Source organism: Nocardioides sp. NPDC101246 (assembly GCF_044767415.1).
In the GTDB taxonomy this organism is placed as follows: domain Bacteria; phylum Actinomycetota; class Actinomycetes; order Propionibacteriales; family Nocardioidaceae; genus Nocardioides.
On record NZ_JBIWNX010000001.1, the window covers coordinates 487,693 to 508,379 of the forward strand.

Genomic DNA, 20,687 nt, shown 5'->3' on the forward strand with positions numbered 1-20,687 from the left:
GCCCGCCCCCCCCCCGCCCCCCCGCCGCCCCCCCGCCCCCCCCCCCCGCGGCCCGGCGCCCCCCCCCCCCCCCCCCCCCCCCCCCCCCACCCCCCCCCCCCCCCCCACGCCATTTCTGCCGATTCGGCGGGAGTCAGCTCAGCCGCTCGATGACCAGCGCCATCCCCTGGCCGCCGGCGGCACACATGGTCTCGAGGCCGTAGCGGCCGCCGGTCTCCTGCAGACCGTGGAGGAGCGTGGTCGTGAGGCGGGCGCCGGTGGAGCCGAAGGGGTGGCCGAGGGCGATCGCGCCGCCGTTGACGTTGACCCGCTCGGGGTCGAGGCCGATCTGCGCGATGCTGGGGACCACCTGGGCGGCGAAGGCCTCGTTCATCTCCACCAGGTCGATGTCGTCGGCGGTGAGCCCGGCGCGGGCGAGCGCCTGGCGGGACGCCTCGACCGGCCCGAGGCCCATGATCTCGGGCGAGAGCCCGGAGACGCCGGTCGACACGATCCGGGCCAGGGGCGTGATGCCGAGCTCGGCGGCGCGTACGTCGCTCATGATCACCAGCGCGGCCGCGCCGTCGTTGAGCGGGCAGCAGTTGCCGGCGGTGATGGTGCCGTTCTCGCGGAACACCGGCTTGAGCCCGGCGACCTTCTCCAGGGTGACCCCGGCGCGCGGCCCGTCGTCCGTGGCCACGATCTCACCCGACGGCAGCGTCACGGGCGTGATGTCCCGCTCCCAGAAGCCCCGGGCGGCGGCGGCCTCGGCGCGGTTCTGGGAACGTACGCCCCACTCGTCCTGTGCCTCGCGCGTGACGCCGTACATCTCGGCGACGTTCTCGGCGGTCTCGCCCATCGCGAGGTGGTAGTCGGGCAGATCGCCGGACTCGCGAGGGTCGGTCCAGGCCTCGCCCGCGGCCACCCGTGCGGCACCGCGCTCGCCCGCCTTGAGGAACTCCTCGGCCTTGGTGTCCGGCATCCCGTCGGCCTTGCCCCGCTCGTAGCGGGACACGCACTCGACCCCGGCGGAGACGAACGCATCCCCCTCCCCCGCGCGGATCGCATGGAAGGCCATCCGGGTGGTCTGCAGCGAGGATGCGCAGTAGCGGTGGACCGTGGTGCCGGGCACGGCGTCCAGACCCAGACGTACGCCGACGACCCGGCCGATGTTGTATCCCTGCTCCCCCGCGGGCTGGGCACAGCCCATCATCAGGTCGTCGATCCGCGTCGGGTCCAGCTCCGGAACCGACGCGAGGGCGCTGCGTACGATCTGCTCGGCCAGCTCGTCGGGCCGCAGATCCTTGAGCGATCCCTTGAAGGCGCGGCCGATCGGGGAACGGGCGGCGGAGACGATGACGGCTTCAGGCATGGGGGCTCCTCAGGAGTTGGGGGTGTGCTGGAGGAAGGCGGGCCACTCGCCGCCGCCGTCGACGGCGAGGACGGCGCCGGTGATGTGCGCGGCGAGCGGGGAGGCGAGCATGAGGCAGGCGTCGCCGACCTCTTCGGGGGTCGCGAAGACGCCGCGCGGGATGGTCGCGGCCACCGCGGCCCGCTGCTCCGGGCTGCCGTAGTGGTCCTCGGACCCCGGCGTGGCGACGAGGCCGCAGGAGATGGCGTTGACGCGTACGTCCGGAGCCCACTCGACCGCGAGCGACCCGGTCAGGCTCTCGACGGCCGCCTTGGCGGCCCCGTAGACCGCGGTCCCGGGACTGGGCCGCCGTGCCGAGATCGAGCTGATGTTGACGATGGATCCGCGCGAGGCCTTCAACGCCTCGTACGCCGCCTGGCTCACGTAGGCGGTGGCCAGGAAGTTGATCGCCGAGATCTTCTCGTGGAAGCGCGGCGACGCGGTCGCGAAGTCGGCGTAGGGCGCTCCCCCGGCGTTGTTGACGACCACGTCGAGCCGTCCGAGCCGGTCGGTGATGGCGCTGATCCAGGCCGCGACCTGCTCCGGGTCCCGCACGTCGACCTGGGAGAAGACCGGCTTGCGCCCGCCGACGACAACCAGCTCGTCGGGGACGTTCCGGCCGCAGATCTCGACCTCGGCGCCTGCCTCGAGGAACCGCGCGACGATCCCGGCGCCCACACCGCGGGCACCACCGGTCACCGCGACCACCTTGCCGCTGAAGTCGATCTCGACTGCCATGTGCGGCAGTCTAGAGCGCCTACCAAGCAAATGCTAGGTTGATGATCGCGGTGACCGGATCAGAGGGTTCGGAAACAGTGCCTCAGACGCAGTGCACGTCCACCCAGTAGGTGTGCTCTCCGCTCATGTGCTTCTTGACCTGCACCGAGACGGTGACCGAGCCGCCCGCGCCGGGGACGAAGGTCGCCCCGTCGAAGTGGACGTCGTCGATCTCGCAGCCGGGCTGGTCGCTCACGGTGATCTTGTGCAGACCCGCCTCAGCGGCCTCGACGTGCGCCTCGTGGAACGCGAGGACCGCCGGGTTGTACTCGGAGTACTTCACGTTGTGCGCACCCAGGGTGTCGGTCCAGTGGGCAGCCAGACCGTCGATGAACGGTCCACCGTGCCGCGAGAACCGGGTGTCGATCTCGACGATCGCCTTCGCCTTGACCTTGAAGTTGTCGGTCTTGCTGTCGGCGGGGACGAAACCGTGCCGGTTGCCCGGAGCGGTCGGGTCGAGCGCGTCGTACGGGGTCAGCCAGACCTTGTACTCGCCACCGTTGTTCGGGGTGTCGAGGTAGGGGAACAGCTGCACGGTGATGCCGCCGTCCTCGGCGTCGGTGCCGGTCGCGTGAGCGCAGGCGCCGCTCGGGGCGACGCTGACGAAGCGGCCGCTGGCATCGACCTCGACCCGGCGGCAGGCGACCGGATCGGTGGAGAGCAGCGTCTTGCCGGAGGGATCGGTCACCTGGAAGGCGTAGATCCCGGCAGGCAGGCCGGCAGCGTCGACGGGCGCGTTGATGCCGGGACCGCCGTTGAGATAGACGTCCTCCTTCGCGGCGTAGTGGTTGAGGTTGACGGGCGCACCGGTGACATCGGTGGTGAAGATCGCGCCGGAGAGCTGCAACAAGGGTGCAGGCGAGGCCGGCATCGACCAGAGCGCCGCCGCGGCGACCCCCGCCGCGACCGCGCAGACAAGCTTTCGGATCATGGGTTTCCCCCTCGGATAGGTCGGATCTCGAGTCTTCGCCGCACCCCGGTAAAGCCCTCTGTCCGATCCCCCGGTATCACCCGAACCGGGTAGCCCCCGGAATGTGTGTGATGAGCCACCTCGACACCAGTTCCAGGAATACCGGAGAGTCCCTCCGTCTTGGGTCAGGAGTGGATCGAGGCCGTCGGCCTCGGCAGACCTGAGAGGAACTCCTTGTGACCACGACCGCCGTCGACACCTTCACGGACGTGATCCGCTCGCGCCGCTCCGCGCGAGCCTTCCTGCCCGACCCCGTGCCCGCCGACGACATCCGCGGTGCGCTCGAGGACGCCCAGCGCGCCCCGTCGCACAGCAACACGCAGCCGTGGGAGGTCCACGTCTTCTCCGGTGAGGCCCGTGAGCGCCTCAGCGAGGCGATGCTCAAGGCGTTCGAGGCCGGCCAGATGAGCCCCGACTTCACCACGACGTACGGTGCCGACGACAGCGTCCACGTCCAGCGGTCTCAGCAGACCGGGGCCGACCTCTACGGCGCTCTGGGCATCGCCCGCGAGGACGCCGCCGGCCGCACCAGGGCCGTCGCCGAGAACCTCCGCTTCTACGGTGCGCCCCACGTGGCCCTGCTCTTCGTACCGGAGCTCGGCGATGTCGTGCGCGCCGCCAACGACGTCGGCATGTACGCCCAGAACTTCCTGCTCTCCCTCACCGCCCGCGGCTACCACGGCGTACCCCAGGGCATGCACGGCCTCTTCGCCGACACCGTCCGTGCCCACCTCGGCCTGCCCGCCGACCTCAAGCTGCTCTACGGCATCTCCTTCGGCACCGCCGACCCCGACGCCGCGGTGAACCGGCTCGACGTCGGCCGGGCCCCGCTCGACGAGCACATCGTGCTGCACGACACCTCGCTCTGAGCCGCCGCGACGAGCTCGATCGCTGGTCGAGCCGCCGGAGCCGCTAGGCGGAGGCGTGTCGAGACCAACACGGTCCTGTCGAGTGCCGACGGGACCCTGTTGGTCTCGACACGCTCGCTGGCGCTCACGGCTCGACCAGCGGTTCAGCCGGCCGCCACCACACCGCGGATCTCCGCCACAGACGTACGCTGCGCCCGACCGGCCGCGAAGAGGCTGACCGCCACCGCGAGCAGGAGCCAGAGGACCAGTCCCCCGACCGGCGCACCGACCGCGGCACCGCTCTGCGCGACGGCGGCCCCGCGGAGCGCCTCGGCGGCGAGCGGGACCGGCAGGATGCCCGCGAGCGCACCGAACGGCGCGGAGGCGGTGGCGACCGGCAGCAGCCCGCCGAGGGAGACGAGCTGCAGGGCGAGGAAGGCGAGCGAGATCAGCCAGCCACGACGCTGGCCGGCGAGCGCGACGACGGCCTGGTGGACGGCGACGAACACCGACGCGGAGAGCACCGCGATCCCGACCGTGGCGATCGGCTGCGCGAGGTCGGCACCGAGAAGGTCAGCGGCGACCACGAGGAGAACCGCCTGCGCCACCCCGACGAGAGCCGCCGGCCACAGACCGGCGAAGGTGAGCCGCCGCGCCGTGAGCGCGTCGCGCAGCCGCCCGGCGGGGAAGGCCGGACGGAGCAGGTAGATCGCGAGCGCACCGAGCCACAGCGCCAGCGCGATCACCGCCGGCGCCAGACGGGTCGCCCCTGAGGTGGAGGCGCCGGAAGCGACCGAGACCTGCACCGGGTCGGCGACGACCTCGGCCTGCTTCTCACCAGGAACCGTGATCTGCGAGGCACCGTCGTCGAGACCCGAGGCGAGCGAGTCGGCACCCTCGGTCAGCGAGGACGTACCGGAGGCCAGCGAGTCGGCACCGGTGGCGAGCTCCGCCGAACCGCTCTGGAGCTGCTTGGTCCCGGAGGCGAGCTGATCGGCCCCGGAGGCCAGCGCGGTGGCGCCCTCGTTGGCCTCCCCGAGACCGGACTCGAGCTCACGCGCCCCCTTGGCGAGGCGGGCGTTGGCGTCGGCGACCTGGGCTGCCCCGGACGCGACCGAGTCGGCACCGTCGGACGCCGAGGCGATCCCTCCGCTCAGCTTCGGCGCCGCCTGCGACAGCGCCGAAGCCCCCGAGGCGACCTGCGCCGCGCCTGCGGCGAGCTGGTCGGCCTGTGTACCACCGGAGCCGACCGCCGAGGCGGTGGCGCCGCACAGCTGCGGCTTGGAGGCCGCGAGCAGCGGGTCGCTCGCGCACGCCTGCGCCCAGCCCTTGGCGAGCTGGGTGTAGCCGGCCACTCCCTCCGACACCTGCGAGGCTCCGGTCGCGAGCGACGAGGCCTGCGACGGGAGCCCCGCGGTCGACCTCTCGACCTGGTCGAGCCCGCCGCTCAGCTCCTCGGCACCGGCGGCCAGCGAGGACGCGCCCTTCGACGCCTTGCCCGCGCCCCCGGCCAGCGACCCCGCCCCGGTCTCCAGCTGCGCGGTCCCCCCGGCGAGCGAGTCGAGCCCGCCCGCTACCTGCGAGGCGCCGTCGGCAGCCCCGGACGCACCGGAGCTGAGCGCGTTCGCCCCCGAGGCGACCTTCGCCGCACCCGAGTCGGCGGCCGCCGTACCGTCGGCGAGCCGGCCGGCACCGTCGGCGGCCGAGTCCAGGCTGGTCTTGAGCTTCCCGGACTGGTCCCGGACCCCGTCGAGGTAGGTCGTCGTGACCGTACGCCCCAGGGTCGAGGCCGACTGCCGCGCGACCTGCCGGGCGATCTCGGCGGTCACCTCGCTGGAGGCGTCGGACGCCTCCACGCTGACCCGGCCGGCGCTCGGGTCGCTCCCCTGCACCCCCGACAGCGTCTTGGACAGGTCCGCGGGGATCGTGATCACCGCCGCGTACGTCCCGTCCGCATAGCCCGAGCGCGCATCCTCCTCGTCGGTGAGCTCCCAGCCGAGCGTGGGGCTCGACGAGCCAGAACCCGAGGAGGAGACCAGGTCCGCGGCGAGCGCGCGGCCGGCGTAGACCGTCTGCTTGTCCTTCCCGCTCCCCGTCGTCACCGGCTCGTCGAGGTTGACCACCGCGGCGGGCACCTCGTCGAGGTTCTCGGTGCGGTCACTGAGCGCGACGAGCGCGAGCGCCGTCACGACGACCGGGAGCAGGATCGCGGCGGCCACCAGGCGGCGGCCCGACCACCATGATTTCGTACGTTTCATCGGACTGTCTCCAGGTCGGCGGCCGAAGCCGCAGGGTCGGTGAGCTCGGGATCTGGTGGGCGAAGGGCAGGCGCGGCATGAGCGAGCGCGTCCGCGACCTGCGGCACGGCGGGCAACGACGGCATCCCGAGCAGGACCGTCGTGCCTCGCGAGGTCAGCGCGGACAGCGCCGCGAGCTGCCCGCTGTCGAGCGAGGTGGGGCTGTCGATGGCGACAAGCGCCGGCACCCGCCGGGCACCGACGAGCCGGAGCGCCTCCGCGACGTCGCCGACGAGCGCGGCCCGGGCGCGTACCGCCCCCGCCTCCTCCGGCAGCAGCCGGTCGAGCACCACCAGCTGCCCGGCGAAGGCGAGCCGCCCGGTGAGCGCGGCGAGCGCAGCAGAGCGCGCGACCGGATCGGCGCCGTGGACGATCCCGAGCCCTCCCGGCCGCAGGTGAAGATCGAGCGGCGCGAGCGCACCCGGCACCTCGACCTGCCGCGCCCGGACCGCGACCTCACCGTTGGCGGCGACGTAGTCGACGTGCTCGAGGTGGTGGACGAGCGCCTCGCCCTCGATGTCGAGGACCGGCAGCCGCCGGTCCAGCCAGCCCGGCAGCCACCAGGCACCCCGCCCGAGCAGGGTCAGCACGGCCGGTACCAGCGTCATCCGCACCAGGAACGCGTCCACGAGCACCCCCACGGTGAGCCCCAGCGCCATGGGCTTCACGATCGGGTCGCCGTTGGGCACGAAGGCGGCGAAGACGCCGATCATGATGAGAGCCGCGGCGGTGACGACGCGGGCGCTGGCGGCGAAACCGCTGTCCACGGAAGCCCGCGCGTCGCCGGTGTGGACGTAGTCCTCCCGCATCCGGGAGACCAGGAAGACCTCGTAGTCCATCGCCAGCCCGAAGAGCACGCCCATCAGGATGATCGGGAAGAACGCGATCACCGGACCGACCTTCGCGACGTTGAGCAGATCGGCGCCCCAGCCCCACTCGAAGACCGCGGCGACCACCCCGAACGAGGCCGCCACCGACAGCACGTAGCCCAGCGTCGCCTTCAGCGGGACCGCGATCGAGCGGAACACGATCATCAGCAGGATCAGCGACAGCCCGACGACGACCGCACCGAACGGCAGGATCGCACCGGACAGACGGGCGCTGACATCGATGGCGACCGCGGTCTGCCCGGTGACCATGACGTCCTCGATCCCGAACCGCTCCTCGAGCTCGGCCGAGTCGGCGCGGATCTCCTCGACCAGCGCGGCGGTCGCCGGGTCGCTCTTCTCGGTGGTCGGGTAGATCACAACGAGCCCGAGGTCAGCAGTGCGGTTCGGCGTCGCCAGCGCGACCTTCTGCACCCCGTCATGAGCCCCCAGCGCCTTGCCCAGAGAGTCCATCACCCCGATCGGGTCGGTGGTGTCGATGATGTCCGCGGTCACGAACAGCGGCGCGTTGTAGCCGGGCCCGAAGTCACGGCTGATCAGGTCGTACGTCTCCCGCTGGCTGCTCCCCGGCTCGGCACTGCCGTTGTCGTTGAGCCCCAGCGCGAGGTCGCGCGCTGGGATCGCCAGGACGGCGATCACCAGCAGCGAGACCACGACAGTGAGGACCGGCACCCTGGTCACCAGCCGCACCCAGCGAGCCCCGAGGGTGGCGTGAGGCCGCCCCTCCGCGACAGCCTCACGCCGGTGGGCCCGAGACCCAGGCTTGGGCCGCAGCCGCTCACCCAGCAGCGCCAGGAGCGCCGGCACGGCGGTGAGCGCGACGAGCACGGCGACCAGGACGGCGGAGGCCGCTGCGTACCCCATCACCGCCAGGAACGGGATGCCCGCGACCACGAGGCCGCACAACGCGATGATGACCGTGACACCCGCGAAGATGACCGCGCTGCCGGCGGTGGCGAGCGCCCGCGCGATCGACTCCTCCACCCCGAGACCGGCGGCGAGCTGGCTGCGGTGCCTGGCGATCACGAAGAGCGCGTAGTCGATCCCGACCGCGAGCCCGATCATCAGCGCGAGGGTCGGGGTGGTGGCCGAGATCGTGGTGACCGCGGCGACCGAGAAGATCCCCGCCATCGCGATCGCCACCCCGAGCAGTGCGGTCAGGGTCGGCAGGCCGGCGGCCAGCAGCGACCCGAACGTGATCGCCAGGACCAGCAGGGCGATGAGGATCCCGATCGCCTCGGTCGCGCTGACGTGCACCCCGGTGACGGAGTACACATCCCCGCCGATGTGGAGCTCCAGCGCAGACCCCGCCGGTAGCTCGGCGGCATTCTCCAGATCCGAGGTCACGCCCTCGGGGAGCTCGTCGAGACCGAGGTCGAACTGCACCGTCGCGAGCGCGTCCCGGCCGTTGTCGCTGACCGTCCTGCTGTCCTTCGCGAGCGGGTCGGTGACCGTCGCGACGTGGTCCACCTTCTCGACCTCCGCGAGCACCTTCTCGACCTCCTGACGGTGGTCGGCGATCTTCTCCCCCTCGGGGGCGACGAAGACCAGCTGGGCGGAGGTCCCGGAGACCTCGGGGAAGCGCTGCATGAGCGCGTCCAGACCCTGCTGGGACTCGGTCCCGGGGATCGTGAAGTCGTTCTGCAGCTTGCCGCCGAGCGAGACGGTCAGCGCACCCAGGAGCACCGCGAGCAGGAGCCAGAGCGCCAGCACGGACTTGGCGTGGCGCGCGACCTGTCGGCCGAGGCGGTAGAGGTAGGAGGACACGTTCGATACATTAACGCATTCAATACGAAAATGTATCGTCGGCGTATGTGAGGATTACTACATGACCGAGGTGAAGGCCCCCAGGCGACGTACGAACACCCGCGCCCGGCTGCTGTCCGCGGCCGTCGACGTCTTCGTCGAGCGTGGGGCGCGCCGGGTCACCGTCGACGACCTGGTCAGCGCGGCCGGCTACACGCGCGGAGCGTTCTACTCCAACTTCGGCAGCGTCGAGGAGGTGCTGCTCGAGGCGTTCAAGGAGGAGTCGGAGCAGCTGATCGCGGCCGTACGCACCGCCGTCGGCGAGCACAGCGACGCCGACTCGAGCGGATCACTGATCGGCGCGGCCTTCGACGCGATCCGCCCGCTCCAGGACCGCTGGTTCGTCCTGCAGAGCGAGGTGGTGCTGCAGAGCCTGCGCGACGCCGATGCGCGAGAGATCAGCTCGGCGACGTTCACGGCGCTCAGCGAGCAGCTCGTCGAGGTCGTCGACCTCGCCCTGGACCGCCTCGACCGCACCTCCACGATGCCGAGCGACCTCCTCGCCCAGACGATGATGGGCGTGTTCCTGCACAGCGTCACGATGCGTACGATCCGCCCCGAGGACCCCCGTGCCGACCGGCTTCTCGAAGACGCGCTCCCGCAGATCATCGATGGGCTGTCGATCCCGAGGACCTCCGCCTAGGCTGAGGTCCGGTCCCATTCTCGGGTCGATTCTCAGGGGGTTGTCACATGGGCGCACCGACATGGGTGTGGCTGGTCACCGTGGTCGCGATCGTCGGTCTGCTCGCCTTCGACTACGTCTTCCACGTACGCAAGGCCCACACGCCCACGCTGAGGGAGTCCGCGACCTGGTCGGCGATCTACGTCGCGATCGCGCTCCTGTTCGGCGTCGGCGTGCTGGTCTTCGGCGGCGGCGCGATGGGCGGGGAGTACTTCGCCGGCTACATCACCGAGAAGGCCCTCTCGGTCGACAACCTGTTCGTCTTCCTGATCATCATGACCAGCTTCCGGGTTCCCCGCGAGGACCAGCAGAAGGTGCTGCTCTTCGGGATCACCTTCTCGCTGATCGCGCGCACCGGGTTCATCTTCGTGGGCGCCGCGCTGATCAACACCTTCGCCTGGGTGTTCTACCTGTTCGGCCTCATCCTGCTGATGACCGCCGGCAACATGCTCAAGCCCGACGACGACTCCCACGGGGAGAACTTCGTCGTCCGCCTGGCCCGGCGGCTGTTCCACGTCAGCGAGCACTACGACGGCGACAAGCTCTTCACGATGGAGGACGGCAAGCGCATCCTGACGCCGATGCTGCTGGTCATGGTCGCCATCGGCGGCACCGACATCCTCTTCGCCCTCGACTCGATCCCGGCGATCTTCGGCCTCACCCAGAACGTCTACATCGTCTTCACCGCGACCGCGTTCTCGCTGCTCGGCCTGCGCCAGCTCTACTTCCTGCTCGACGGCCTGCTCGACCGGCTCATCTACCTGTCCTACGGTCTGGCGGCGATCCTCGCCTTCATCGGCGTCAAGCTGATCCTGCACGCCCTCCACGAGAACAACATCCCGTTCATCAACGACGGCGACCCCGTGCACGTGGTCGAGATCAGCACCGGCCTCTCCCTGACCGTCATCCTCGGCGTCCTCGTCGTCACGATCGTCGCCTCGCTCTTCAGCAAGCGCGGTCGCACGAAGAACGCCATCAACAACGCCCGCCGCCACGCCGCCGCTTACCTCGACTCCGAATACACCGCCGACCCGGCCGAGCGCGAGCGCATCCACAACGCCCTCCTCGCCGAGCGCGACCTCATCGTCTCCCTCGGCCCGAAGTACCTGCAGATCGCCCGCGACGAGACCCCTCTCATGGAGCTCCTCGAGCGCGCCCTCGCCAGCCACAACGCCGCCGTCGAGCGCGGCGAGGCCACCCCCGCAGGCCCCCCGAAGATCCTCCGCGAGGAGTGAGCCGCCATGCCTCCCGTCATCTGCGATGATGGCCGCATGGCGGACACCTTGCTCGATCGGGCGATCTACTCCTACGCGGATGTCGATCGCCTCGTCGGTCTCCACTCCGGCACCGCCCGGCGATGGTTGGAGGGCTACGAGCGCGGTGGCCGCTTCTACGACCCGGTCCTGCGCGAGGAGCCTCAAGGAACCGATCTCGTCACCTGGGGTGAGATGGTCGAGGCGCGCCTACTCGCAGAGTTTCGCAGTCGAGACGTGCCCGTCCAGCGCCTGCGGCCGGCAGTCGTACTTCTACGCAAAGAGTTCGGTCGTTACCCGCTTGCCCACTCACGACCGTTCCTAGATGTCGAGGGCCGCGAACTCGTGCGAGTCGTCCAGGAACGCGTCGGCCTCGAGCGCCCACTTCAGCTCGTGGTCGTACGCAACGACCAACTCGTCCTTGCCGACCCGGCCGAACGGTTCCACGCAGCCGTCGAGTACGCCGACGAGGTCGCGGTCACTCTCCGACCGGACGCGCGAACCCCAGCCGTCGTGATGGACCCACACCGCTCCTTCGGCAGGCCGGCCATCCGGAGCGTACGAACCGAGTCGCTGGCCGAGGACTACCGCGCGGGCACCGATCGCAACCAGCTGGCCGATCTCTATGACCTGACTCCGGAGCAGGTCGACGAGGCGATCCGCTTCGAGCTCATCACCCATAGCGAGCGCGCTGCCTGATGTCGGCCGATCTCGGTCCGGTCTACTTCACCGACGAGAACACGCTTGGTCTGGGCCGGCTCCTGCAACGCAGCGGACGCACCGACATCGTCTACCCGGGTCACCGAGACCTCCCTGAAGTCCCACTCGGAACAGCAGACCTCGACTGGATGCCCATCGTCGGCGAGCGCCAATTCGTCGTGGTGACGCGAGACAAGCACATCCGGACTCGCCCTGCGGAGCTCGAGGCCTATCACGAGCATGGCATCCGATCTGTCTGGATCGGTTCGAAGCAGGATCTCGGCCCGTTTCAGCAACGAGACCTCTTCCTGCTCCACGAGGTCCGGCTCGGACGCGAGATCACCAAGCGTGGCCCTGGCCCCTGGGCTCTTGCGATGAGCCCATCAGGGATCCGCCCCCTGAACCTGCGCCCTCATCCCGGTGCCCGCCACTGACGACCGATCCACCGGTCTCGGGGGCGCGTCAGGATCAGGTGCCGTCGGGGAAGGCGATCACGGAGAGGAACCGGACCGGCAGCTGCACCAGGCCCGTCGGGCCGTGGGGTCCCTCGCCGTCCAGGGTGAGCGAGTCGCCCGGCTCCATCCGGTAGACGGAGCGGCCGTGGCCGTAGTCCATGACTCCCTCGAGCATGTGCAGGAACTCGGTCCCGGGGTGCTGGAAGAGGGGGTAGACCTCGCTGTCCTCGGAGAGCGTGACCATCAGGCACTCCAGCCGCTTGTGCTCTCCGCGCAGCGCACCGAGCAGCTCATAGGCGTGGCCCTGCTTGGTGCCCGTGCGGGTGATCTCGGCGCCCTGTCCGGCCTTCGTGTAGGAGGCCTCGCGCTCGCCGTCAGCGCCGCGGATCAGCGCGGAGACCGGGACGTCGAGACCGTGGGCGAGGCGGGCCAAGGTGCCGAGGCTGCACGAGGTCTGGGCGTTCTCGATCTTCGACAGCATCGCCTTGGAGATGCCGATGCGGTCGGCCAGCTCGGTCACGGAGAGCTCGTAGCGCAGCCGCAGCGCGCGTACGTTCGCACCGATCGCGTTCTCGAGCGCCAGCTCCTCCGCCACCGCCCCGGGGTCGCGGTCGCGCGCGATGCCGGCGGTGTTGCGGATCAGGTCTTCCTGCTCGGTGCCCACGCGGGAAGCCTAGGCGAGATGCTCGAGCGTACGCGCCAGGGCGAGCGCACCGTGCTCGGCGTCGGCGTCCTCGACCGCCTCGTCAGGAGCGTGCGAGACACCGGTGGGGTTGCGTACGAAGAGCATCGCGGTGGGCACGTGGGCCTTGAGCACCCCGGCGTCGTGGCCGGCGCCGGTCGCGAGCACCGGAGCGCCCGGCAGCACCTCGCAGAGCTCGTCGCGCAGCCCGGCGTCGAAGTCCACCGTGGCACTGAACGACTCCTCGACCATGACCGCCGAGCACCCCTCCTCCGCGGCCGCGAGCTCGGCCTCCTGCCGGATCCGCTCGACGAGGGCGAGCGTCGTGGCGTCGTCGTGATGGCGTACGTCGAGCCAGAGGTCCACACGTGAGGCGATGACGTTCGTGCCGCCGGGGGTCGGCACCAGCCGACCGACGGTCGCCCGCGCCTCGGGGACCTCGCGCGCCAGCCGCCGCACCCCGACGACGAGCGCACCGGCGGCGACCATCGGGTCACGACGGTCCGACATGAGCGTGGTGCCGGCGTGGTTGCCGGCGCCGGAGAGGGTCACCCGCCAGCGGCCGTGGCCGAGGATCGAGGAGCCGACGGCGACCGGCTGACCGAGGTCGATCAGCCCCCGGCCCTGCTCGACGTGGAGCTCGACGAAGGCACCGATCCGGCCCAGGGCCTCGGGGTCCGGACCCAGATGCTCCGGCGTCGCGCCCGCCGCCCGCAACGCCTCCGCGAACGTACGCCCGTCGGGGTCCGCCAGCGCCAGGGCGCGCGCGGGGTCGATGGCCCCGGTCAGCAGCCGGGAGCCCAGGCAGGCGACGCCGAACCGGGAGCCCTCCTCCTCGGGGAACACCGCGATCGCCCGCGGCCGGCCACCGACACCGGCCGCCGCCAGCCGGTCGAAGGCGACCAGCGCGGAGGCGACACCGAGCGGGCCGTCGTAGGCGCCGCCACCCGGGACGGAGTCGAGGTGGGACCCGGTGACGACGGCGTCGGCATAGCTGCCGTCCGGCGCGTGCCAGGCCCAGATGACGCCGTTGCGGTCGGTGGTCACCTCGAGGCCGCGCTTGTCGGCGTGGGCGACGAACCATTCGCGCAGGCTCAGCTCCGCTCCCGAGAGCACCGGCCTGGAGTAGCCACCTCGGACCGGGTCCCGGCCGATGTCGGCGATCTCGGCGAGCAGCCCGCTGACGGTGTCGGGGCGAGGGCCGCTCACCGCATCTCCCCCGCGCCGACGTACGGGTGCAGGCTGCGGAGCAGGTCGCCCTCGGCGAACCGCTCGAAGCGGAAGTCGCGGGCCGGTACGTCCGGGTCGGTGCTGTCGCCCTCGAGCACGAGATCGGCGACCAGGTCCCCGACCGCCGGGCTGATCTTGAAGCCGTGGCCGGCGAAGCCGGCGCAGAGCACGAGCCCGTCCGGGCCGACCGGCGCGATGACCGGGTTCCAGTCGGGCGGGACGTCGTAGACGCCGGCGTAGGTGTGGGTCACCGAGGGGTCCGGGAAGCCCGGGAAGCGGTGCATGACCTTCTCGGCGTACTTCTCGATGCCGGCCTCGCTGGCGACGTTGGAGTAGTCGTCGGGGTCGACGTAGCGGTTCTTGTGGTCGCCGTGGTCGCTGTTGCCGACGAGGAACTGGCCGGAGCCCTCGATCCGGCAGTACTGCAGGCTGACCAGGTCGGAGACCACGGGCACATCGACGAGCGGGACGCCGGCGTCGACGATGAGCAGCTCCGAGCGGTAGCCCTCGATCGGGAAGTCGAGGCCGAGGTCGGCGAGCAGCTTCGCCGACCACCAGCCGGCGGCGACGATCACGGTGTCGGCCTCGATCACCTCGCCGGACTCCAGCGCGACGCCGGTGACCTTGTCGCCCTGGGTCAGAACGCGCGCTACCGGGGTGTTCTGCCGGACCTTAGCGCCCTTCTCGCGGGCGACCTGGCCGAAGTGGAGCGCGAGCTGGGAGGCGTCGGCGTACCCGCCTCGTCGTTCGATCGCGGCGGCCGCGACGTCCTCGACGTTCATCATCGGCCACAGTGCGGCCAGCTCGTCGACGTCGAGCATCTCGGCCTCGATGCCCAGCGACTGGTGCATGGCGATGTTGGCGCGCAGCGGCTCCTCGTTCTCCTCGCCGACGATGACGGTGTAGCCGACCTGCCGGAAGCCGACGGCCTCACCGAGCTTCTCGATGACCGGCAGGCTGCGCCAGGCCATCGCGGCGATCGACGGGACGCCGTAGTGGGCACGGACGATGCCGCTGGACTTGCCGGTCCCGCCGCTGGCGAGGCTGTGCCGCTCGAGGACGAGTACCTCGCCGATGCCGCGTTCGGTCAGCGCGCGAGCGATCGAGAGGCCGATCAGCCCGCCGCCGACGATGACGACTCGATTGCCGGTCATGACTGGTGCTCCTTGGGTTCGAAGATATGGACCTCGGCGACGGGACCGCCGGTGAGGTGGAGGGTGAGCGGCTCGTCGCCGGCCACGACCAGCGGCGCGGGCCGATCGAGCAGCACCACCGCCCGGACGTACGCCGGCCAGGTGAGCGTGCCCTCGTGGCGGGCCACGACGAGCGCGCCCGTGCAGGTCGCCCGCTCGGTGATCAGGTTGAGCGCGGAGGTCGGCCGCGCCAGGTCCTGCAGCACCACCGGAGCCTCACCCGGGAAGCCCACCGACTGGAGGGCGCGGGCCTGGATCGGGTGGCCGTCGACCACCAGCGTGTAGCCGTCCTCGAGGGGCAGGTGCACCCGGTCGTTGCCGGGGAACGACGAGAACGGGCCGGGCGCGGTGAGGTCGGCGAGGCTGAGTCGCCACCCGGGACCCACGAGCAGCTCACGGGTGCGCCCGAGCCCGTTACGCCACGGCACCGGCGCCACGTCCCCGCTGTCGATGAGGACGTGCGCCGGCCCGGACATCGGCTCAGAACCCGCCCTGGCCGGGGATCCAGCTGGTGCCGGCCAGCGGGACCCGGGCCATCGCGGCGGCCTCGATCGAGATCGCCACCAGGTCCTCGGGCTCGAGGTGCTGCAGGTGTGCCTTCCCGCAGGCGCGCGCGATGGTCTGTGCCTCCATCGTCATGACCCGCAGGAAGTTGGCGAGGCGGTGCCCGCCGGCGACCGGGTCGAACCGGGCGGCCAGCTCCGGGTCCTGGGTGGTGATGCCCGCCGGGTCCCGACCGTCCTGGAAGTCGTCGTAGAAGCCGGCGGCGGAGCCGAGGGCCTCGTACTCGGCGGCGAGGCGCGGGTCGTTGTCGCCGAGCGCGATGAGTGCGGCCGACCCGATCGCGACCGCGTCCGCGCCGAGCGCCATCGCCTTCGCGACGTCGGCGCCGTTACGGATGCCGCCGGAGACGACCAGCTGGACCTTCCTGTGCAGGTCGAGCTCCTGCAGCGCCTGGACGGCCTGCGGGATCGCGGCGAGCGTCGGGATCCCGACGTGCTCGATGAAGACGTCCTGGGTGGCCGCGGTCCCGCCCTGCATGCCGTCGACGACGACCACGTCCGCGCCGGAGTGGCAGGCGAGCTTCACGTCGTAGTAGGTGCGGGTCGCGCCGACCTTGACATAGATCGGCTTCTCCCAGTCGGTGATCTCGCGCAGCTCGTTGATCTTGATCGCGAGGTCGTCGGGCCCGGTCCAGTCGGGATGCCGCGACGCCGAGCGCTGGTCGATGCCCTGCGGCAGGGTGCGCATGCCGGCCACCCGCTCGGAGATCTTCTGCCCGAGGAGCATGCCACCACCGCCGGGCTTCGCGCCCTGGCCGAGGACGACCTCGATCGCGTCGGCCTTGCGGAGGTCGTCGGGGTTCATCCCGTAGCGGCTCGGCAGGTACTGGTAGACGAGGTGCTTGGACTGGCCCCGCTCCTCGGGCGTCATGCCACCGTCGCCGGTGGTCGTCGACGTACCGACCTCCGACGCACCACGACCCAGCGCCTCCTTCGCGCGGCCGCTCAGCGCACCGAACGACATGCCCGCGATGGTCACCGGGGTGGCCAGGTGCAGCGGGAACTTCGCGAAGCGCGAGCCGAGGACGACGTCGGTGTCGCAGCGCTCGCGGTAGCCCTCGAGCGGGTAGCGCGACATCGAGGCGCCGAGGAAGAGCAGGTCGTCGAAGTGCGGGAGGGCCCGCTTGGCGCCCCCGCCGCGGATGTCGTAGATGCCGGTCTCGGCGGCGCGCTGGATGGCGGCGATGGTCTGCCGGTCGAAGGTGGCCGACTCGCGCAGCCCCCAGTTGCTGGTGCTCATCAGTAGGCCCCCGTGTTGTCGACGTGGAAGTGGTAGAGCGAGCGCGCCGACCCGTACCGCGTGTACGCCGAGAGGTCGTCGCCCTCGAAGCCGGCCGCCTTGAGCAGCCCGGCGAGCTCCTCGAGGTGCTCGGCCCTCATCTCCTTGGCCACGCAGTCGGCCCCGAGGGAGGCGACGGTGCCGCGTACGTAGATCCGGGTCTCGTAGATCGAGTCGCCCAGACCCTCGCCGGCGTCGCCGCGCACGACCAGCCGTCCGGCCTGCGCCATGAACGCGGAGCTGTGACCGACGTTGCCGCCGACGACGATGTCCACGCCCTTCATCGAGATGCCGCACCGGGCGGCGGCGTCCCCCTCGATGACGAGGAGGCCACCGTGGGCGGTGGCGCCCGCGGACTGCGAGGCGTTGCCGCGCACGACGACGGTGCCGCTCATCATGTTCTCGGCGACGCCGGTGCCGGCGTTGCCGGCGATGACGACCTCGGCCTGCTGGTTCATGCCGGCGGCGTAGTAGCCGACGTGGCCCTCGACGCTCACCTTCACCGGGGCGTCGAGGCCGACGGCGACGCTGTGCGCCCCCGCTGGCTGGTCGATGACGATCTCGCCGTCGAGATCGGCCGCGTGCAACGCGGCGTTGACCTCGCGCAACGGCGTGGTCGAGAGGTCGAAGATCAGCGGGTCCATGCGTACACCACCTCGGGCTCGGGCTCCCAGATACGGGCGTTCTCCACGCCGGGCAGCCCGGCGAGCGCGCGGTACTCGCTCGCCATCGCCACCCAGTCGTCGTTCTCGGCGATGACCGCCGGCTTGCAGGCGATCGCGTCACGGACGACCGCGAAGGAGTCGCGGTTCGACACCAGCAGCGTGTAGAAGCCGTCGAAGGTCGCGCACAGCTCCTTCAGCGCGACCTCGACGTCCTTGCCGTCGGCCAGCGCCTTCGCGACGAAGCGGGCGCCCACCTCGGTGTCGTTCTCGCTGTCGAACTCGACGCCCGCGGCACGCAGCTCGCGCCGGATGGTCGCGTGGTTCGAGAACGAGCCGTTGTGCACCAGGCACTGCTCCGGCCCGACCGCGTAGGGATGCGCGCCGCTGGGCGTCACCGCCGACTCGGTGGCCATCCGGGTGTGGCCGACCCCCTGCCACCCCTGGGCGCCGGCCAGGCCCCACTCGCGAGCCAGGTCGCGCGGCGCACCGACGCCCTTGAGCACGGCGAGATCGGCGCCGAACCCGGCGACGAGCGCGTCGGGGAAGGCGGTCCGGGCGGCGGCGAGCAGGTCCTCGGAGGTGACCGGAGCGGTCACCAGGAGGGTCCCTTCGAGCAGACGTACGTCGACCGGGCTGCCCAGCGACGTACCGATCGCGGTGGCGACCTCGTCGGCGGGCAGCTCGAGCTCGAGCAGCGAGACCGCGCCGTGGCCCGCGGGGGTCCAGGTCGGGTCTCCGTAGACGGCGACGCCGGCGGAGTCCGCGCCGCGGTCCTGCATCTCACCCAGCATGTCGGCGAGCAGCTCCCCCAGCCGGGGGTAGAGCTCAGGGTTGCGCAGGTGCAACCCGACGATTCCACACATCGTGGTCGGTTCCTCTCGTGTCAGCTCTTGTCAGCTCGCGTCAGAAGGCGGTGAGGTAGCGGTCGATCTCCCACGCGCTGACGGCCGCGTGGTACTCGCGGAACTCGGCCCGCTTCAGGTCGGCGAAGTAGTCGGCGACCCCGGGGCCGACCGCATCGAGCACCCCGCACACCACCGGGTCGGCGACCATCAGGTCGATGGCCTGCAGGAGCGTGTCGGGCAGCTCGCCGGCAGGGCCGCTGCCGATCGGTCCCGGGTGTACGCCGCGCTCGATCCCGTCGAGACCGGCACCGAGCGCTCCGGCGACGGCGAGATACGGGTTGGCCGCCGCGTCGCCGCCGCGCATCTCGATCCGCTGGTTGTCGGGCACCCGGATGTAGTGCGTACGGTCGTTGCCCCCGTACGTCGGGGTGCGCGGCGCCCACGAGGCGCCCGAGGCGGTGGCGACCGCGCCGGTGCGCTTGTAGGAGTTCACCGTCGGCGCGATCAGCCCCTGCAGCGCCTGGGCGTGCTCGAGGATCCCCCCGACGAAGGAGTACGCCGTCGGCGAGAGCCCGAGCTCCGACTCGTCCTCCCCGGGGAAGACCGCCGCGTCCTGGGAGGTCAGCGAGAGGTGGAGGTGCAGGCCGCTGCCGGTCCGGTCCCCGAAGGGCTTCGGCATGAAGGTCGCGACCATGCCGCGCTCGGCGGCCATGACGGAGAGCAGGTAGCGCAGGGTGACGACCCGGTCGGCCGTGGTCAGCGCGTCGGCGTACGCGAAGTTCTGCTCGAACTGCCCGTTGCCGTCCTCGTGGTCGTTGGCGTAGTTGCCCCACCCGAGGTCGTTCATCGCGGTGGAGATCGAGGTGAGGTGGTCATACATCCGGAAGACGCCGCGCGCGTCGTAGCACGGCTGGTCCGCGTCGTCGGCGGCATCGGCCGTGCGGAGCGAGCCGTCCTCGTTGCGCTGGACGAGGAAGTACTCCACCTCGGCGCCGACCCAGGGCTGGTAGCCCATGGCCGCGGCCTTGGCGATGATCGACTTCAGGATCACCCGCGGTGCGTACGGCCACGGCTTGCCGCCGACGTGGGGGTCGCAGTGGACGAGCGCGAGCCCCTCCTTGACGAACGGGATCGGCGTGAACGAGGTGATGTCGGGGATCGCGATCAGGTCGGGATCCTTGGGTTCCTGGCCGATCGCACCGACGGCGTATCCGGCGAAGCCGACACCGTCCTCGGCGAGCTCGTCCACGGCCTCGACCGGGACCAGCTTGGCGCACGGCTTGCCGCGCAGGTCGACGAACAGCGCGAGGATGAACCGGGTGCCGGCCTGCTCGGCCAGCTCCTTCAGTGTCTCCATCTCTCGTTCTCCGTTTCGTAGTATGAATCACTGTGTATTCACAGTGAACATCTTGGATGTTTCAGGAGCGTTTCGCAAGAGTGAGATCGAGGTTCCGGACGTCGTGGACCAGCCGCTCGGCCAGCGCCCGGGCGGAGGCGGGGTTCTGGCCGGTGTAGAGGTTGCCGTCGATCACGACGAACTCGGCCCAACCCTCCGGAGCGGAGCTGTAGAGGCCGCCCTCGGCCTTCAACCGGTCCTCGACCAGCCACTTCGCGAGCGGGGCGGTCCCGACGGCGTACTCCTCGACGTTGCTGAAACCGGTGACCTCCTTGCCGGAGAAGAGCCAGCCGCCGTCGTCGTCGCGGGCGGGCAGCAGAGCCGCCGGGCCGTGGCAGACCGCCGCGATCGGCTTGCCGGCGTCCGCGAAGCGGCGCAGCAGGGTGCCGAACGGGACCGACTCGGCGAGGTCCTCCATCGGCCCCCAGCCGCCGGGCACGAAGACGAGGTCGAAGTCGTCGACGTCGACGTCCTCGAGCGCGACGGGTGGATGCCGCTCGATGATCGACTCCAGATGGAGCCGGACCCGCAGGGCCTCCTCCTCGCTGTCGCCGTGGTAGACCGGGTCGAAGCCGGCCGGGTCGGCGGTCGGGACCACGCCACCGAGCGTGGCCAGAGCGATCTCGAGACCGGCTTCGGCGAAGACCTGGTAGGGCGTGCTCAGCTCCTCGGGCCAGTAGCCGCTCGGGTGCCGGGTGCCGTCGGCCAGCGTCCAGTAGTCGACGCCGGTGGCGGCGATGAGAACTCGAGTCATGGGAATGATTCCTCCT

General features: G+C 71.1%; 19 protein-coding genes. 5 read left to right on the plus strand and 14 right to left on the minus strand.

What is annotated here, in order from left to right:
* Nucleotides 1-133: 133 nt before the first annotated feature.
* From ACIRON_RS02325 to ACIRON_RS02335, 3 genes are all read right to left on the minus strand, one after another.
* Nucleotides 134-1,351 (minus strand): acetyl-CoA C-acetyltransferase, encoded by a 1,218-nt coding sequence (locus tag ACIRON_RS02325; protein WP_402988421.1) that lies wholly within the window; start codon nt 1,349-1,351, stop codon nt 134-136.
* 9 nt (nt 1,352-1,360) lie between these two features.
* Entirely contained in the window at nt 1,361-2,128 is a 768-nt protein-coding gene (locus ACIRON_RS02330; protein ID WP_402988423.1) for an SDR family oxidoreductase, read from the minus strand.
* An 82-nt stretch (nt 2,129-2,210) separates the two neighbouring features.
* Complete coding sequence (locus tag ACIRON_RS02335; protein WP_402988425.1) at nt 2,211-3,098, minus strand: hypothetical protein; 888 nt, start codon at nt 3,096-3,098, stop codon at nt 2,211-2,213.
* A 215-nt stretch (nt 3,099-3,313) separates the two neighbouring features.
* On the opposite strand from ACIRON_RS02335, the gene ACIRON_RS02340 reads away from it, so the two are divergent.
* Nucleotides 3,314-4,006, plus strand: a complete 693-nt coding sequence (locus ACIRON_RS02340; protein WP_402988428.1) for a nitroreductase — start codon at nt 3,314-3,316, stop codon at nt 4,004-4,006.
* A 143-nt stretch (nt 4,007-4,149) separates the two neighbouring features.
* On the opposite strand, the gene ACIRON_RS02345 is transcribed toward ACIRON_RS02340, so the two are convergent.
* Together ACIRON_RS02345 and ACIRON_RS02350 are read right to left on the minus strand one after the other, a co-directional pair.
* Nucleotides 4,150-6,243 carry a YhgE/Pip family protein gene (locus tag ACIRON_RS02345; protein WP_402988430.1) on the minus strand — a complete coding sequence of 698 codons (2,094 nt, stop codon included), beginning with the start codon at nt 6,241-6,243 and terminating at the stop codon, nt 4,150-4,152.
* Nucleotides 6,240-8,936 carry an MMPL family transporter gene (locus ACIRON_RS02350; RefSeq protein ID WP_402988432.1) on the minus strand — a complete coding sequence of 899 codons (2,697 nt, stop codon included), beginning with the start codon at nt 8,934-8,936 and terminating at the stop codon, nt 6,240-6,242. The genes ACIRON_RS02345 and ACIRON_RS02350 overlap by 4 nt, the downstream gene beginning before the upstream one ends.
* 61 nt (nt 8,937-8,997) lie before the next feature.
* Between ACIRON_RS02350 and ACIRON_RS02355 the strand changes: the two genes are divergently transcribed.
* Genes ACIRON_RS02355 through ACIRON_RS02370 form a run of 4 tightly spaced genes read left to right on the plus strand, consistent with a single transcriptional unit; the run spans nt 8,998 to nt 12,043 of the window.
* Nucleotides 8,998-9,618, plus strand: a complete 621-nt coding sequence (locus ACIRON_RS02355) for a TetR/AcrR family transcriptional regulator (protein ID WP_402988434.1) — start codon at nt 8,998-9,000, stop codon at nt 9,616-9,618.
* A 47-nt stretch (nt 9,619-9,665) separates the two neighbouring features.
* The gene (locus ACIRON_RS02360) at nt 9,666-10,892 is read left to right on the plus strand and encodes a TerC family protein (protein ID WP_402988436.1); all 1,227 of its coding nucleotides are present in this window, start codon (nt 9,666-9,668) and stop codon (nt 10,890-10,892) included.
* 36 nt (nt 10,893-10,928) lie between these two features.
* A complete protein-coding gene (locus tag ACIRON_RS02365) occupies nt 10,929-11,609 on the plus strand; it encodes a DUF433 domain-containing protein (RefSeq protein WP_402988439.1) in 681 nt (226 codons plus the stop codon).
* Nucleotides 11,609-12,043, plus strand: coding sequence for a hypothetical protein (locus ACIRON_RS02370; protein WP_402988440.1), 435 nt, complete (start codon nt 11,609-11,611; stop codon nt 12,041-12,043). The genes ACIRON_RS02365 and ACIRON_RS02370 overlap by 1 nt, the downstream gene beginning before the upstream one ends.
* Nucleotides 12,044-12,077: 34 nt before the next feature.
* On the opposite strand, the gene ACIRON_RS02375 is transcribed toward ACIRON_RS02370, so the two are convergent.
* From ACIRON_RS02375 to ACIRON_RS02415, 9 genes are all read right to left on the minus strand, one after another.
* Nucleotides 12,078-12,728: an XRE family transcriptional regulator gene (locus ACIRON_RS02375; RefSeq protein WP_091044586.1), complete on the minus strand. Its 651-nt coding sequence runs from the start codon at nt 12,726-12,728 to the stop codon at nt 12,078-12,080.
* Nucleotides 12,729-12,737: 9 nt separating this feature from the next.
* A complete protein-coding gene (locus ACIRON_RS02380) occupies nt 12,738-13,955 on the minus strand; it encodes an allantoate amidohydrolase (protein WP_402988443.1) in 1,218 nt (405 codons plus the stop codon).
* Entirely contained in the window at nt 13,952-15,130 is a 1,179-nt protein-coding gene (locus ACIRON_RS02385; protein WP_402988445.1) for an NAD(P)/FAD-dependent oxidoreductase, read from the minus strand. The genes ACIRON_RS02380 and ACIRON_RS02385 overlap by 4 nt, the downstream gene beginning before the upstream one ends.
* On the minus strand, nt 15,127-15,645 hold the full coding sequence (locus ACIRON_RS02390) for a HutD family protein (protein ID WP_402988448.1): 519 nt from the start codon (nt 15,643-15,645) through the stop codon (nt 15,127-15,129). The genes ACIRON_RS02385 and ACIRON_RS02390 overlap by 4 nt, the downstream gene beginning before the upstream one ends.
* Nucleotides 15,646-15,649: 4 nt before the next feature.
* Complete coding sequence (locus ACIRON_RS02395; RefSeq protein WP_091044575.1) at nt 15,650-16,972, minus strand: FMN-binding glutamate synthase family protein; 1,323 nt, start codon at nt 16,970-16,972, stop codon at nt 15,650-15,652.
* A complete protein-coding gene (locus ACIRON_RS02400) occupies nt 16,972-17,655 on the minus strand; it encodes a hypothetical protein (protein WP_402988451.1) in 684 nt (227 codons plus the stop codon). The genes ACIRON_RS02395 and ACIRON_RS02400 overlap by 1 nt, the downstream gene beginning before the upstream one ends.
* Nucleotides 17,643-18,539 (minus strand): hypothetical protein, encoded by an 897-nt coding sequence (locus ACIRON_RS02405; RefSeq protein ID WP_402988454.1) that lies wholly within the window; start codon nt 18,537-18,539, stop codon nt 17,643-17,645. The genes ACIRON_RS02400 and ACIRON_RS02405 overlap by 13 nt, the downstream gene beginning before the upstream one ends.
* A gap of 40 nt (nt 18,540-18,579) precedes the next feature.
* Nucleotides 18,580-19,878 (minus strand): type III glutamate--ammonia ligase, encoded by a 1,299-nt coding sequence (gene glnT / locus ACIRON_RS02410; protein WP_402988457.1) that lies wholly within the window; start codon nt 19,876-19,878, stop codon nt 18,580-18,582.
* Between the two features lie 61 nt (nt 19,879-19,939).
* A complete protein-coding gene (locus tag ACIRON_RS02415; protein WP_402988460.1) occupies nt 19,940-20,671 on the minus strand; it encodes a type 1 glutamine amidotransferase domain-containing protein in 732 nt (243 codons plus the stop codon).
* Between the last annotated feature and the right edge of the window lie 16 nt (nt 20,672-20,687).

Excerpts from the sequence above, each read along its gene's own strand:
- ACIRON_RS02325 (WP_402988421.1), bottom strand. The coding sequence starts at position 1,351 with ATGCCTGAAGCCGTCATCGTCTCCGCCGCCCGTTCCCCGATCGGCCGC.
- ACIRON_RS02330 (WP_402988423.1), bottom strand. The coding sequence starts at position 2,128 with ATGGCAGTCGAGATCGACTTCAGCGGCAAGGTGGTCGCGGTGACCGGT.
- ACIRON_RS02335 (WP_402988425.1), bottom strand. The coding sequence starts at position 3,098 with ATGATCCGAAAGCTTGTCTGCGCGGTCGCGGCGGGGGTCGCCGCGGCG.
- ACIRON_RS02345 (WP_402988430.1), bottom strand. The coding sequence starts at position 6,243 with ATGAAACGTACGAAATCATGGTGGTCGGGCCGCCGCCTGGTGGCCGCC.
- ACIRON_RS02355 (WP_402988434.1), top strand. The coding sequence starts at position 8,998 with ATGACCGAGGTGAAGGCCCCCAGGCGACGTACGAACACCCGCGCCCGG.
- ACIRON_RS02360 (WP_402988436.1), top strand. The coding sequence starts at position 9,666 with ATGGGCGCACCGACATGGGTGTGGCTGGTCACCGTGGTCGCGATCGTC.
- ACIRON_RS02365 (WP_402988439.1), top strand. The coding sequence starts at position 10,929 with ATGGCGGACACCTTGCTCGATCGGGCGATCTACTCCTACGCGGATGTC.
- ACIRON_RS02370 (WP_402988440.1), top strand. The coding sequence starts at position 11,609 with ATGTCGGCCGATCTCGGTCCGGTCTACTTCACCGACGAGAACACGCTT.
- ACIRON_RS02385 (WP_402988445.1), bottom strand. The coding sequence starts at position 15,130 with ATGACCGGCAATCGAGTCGTCATCGTCGGCGGCGGGCTGATCGGCCTC.
- ACIRON_RS02390 (WP_402988448.1), bottom strand. The coding sequence starts at position 15,645 with ATGTCCGGGCCGGCGCACGTCCTCATCGACAGCGGGGACGTGGCGCCG.
- ACIRON_RS02395 (WP_091044575.1), bottom strand. The coding sequence starts at position 16,972 with ATGAGCACCAGCAACTGGGGGCTGCGCGAGTCGGCCACCTTCGACCGG.
- ACIRON_RS02400 (WP_402988451.1), bottom strand. The coding sequence starts at position 17,655 with ATGGACCCGCTGATCTTCGACCTCTCGACCACGCCGTTGCGCGAGGTC.
- ACIRON_RS02405 (WP_402988454.1), bottom strand. The coding sequence starts at position 18,539 with ATGTGTGGAATCGTCGGGTTGCACCTGCGCAACCCTGAGCTCTACCCC.
- glnT (WP_402988457.1), bottom strand. The coding sequence starts at position 19,878 with ATGGAGACACTGAAGGAGCTGGCCGAGCAGGCCGGCACCCGGTTCATC.
- ACIRON_RS02415 (WP_402988460.1), bottom strand. The coding sequence starts at position 20,671 with ATGACTCGAGTTCTCATCGCCGCCACCGGCGTCGACTACTGGACGCTG.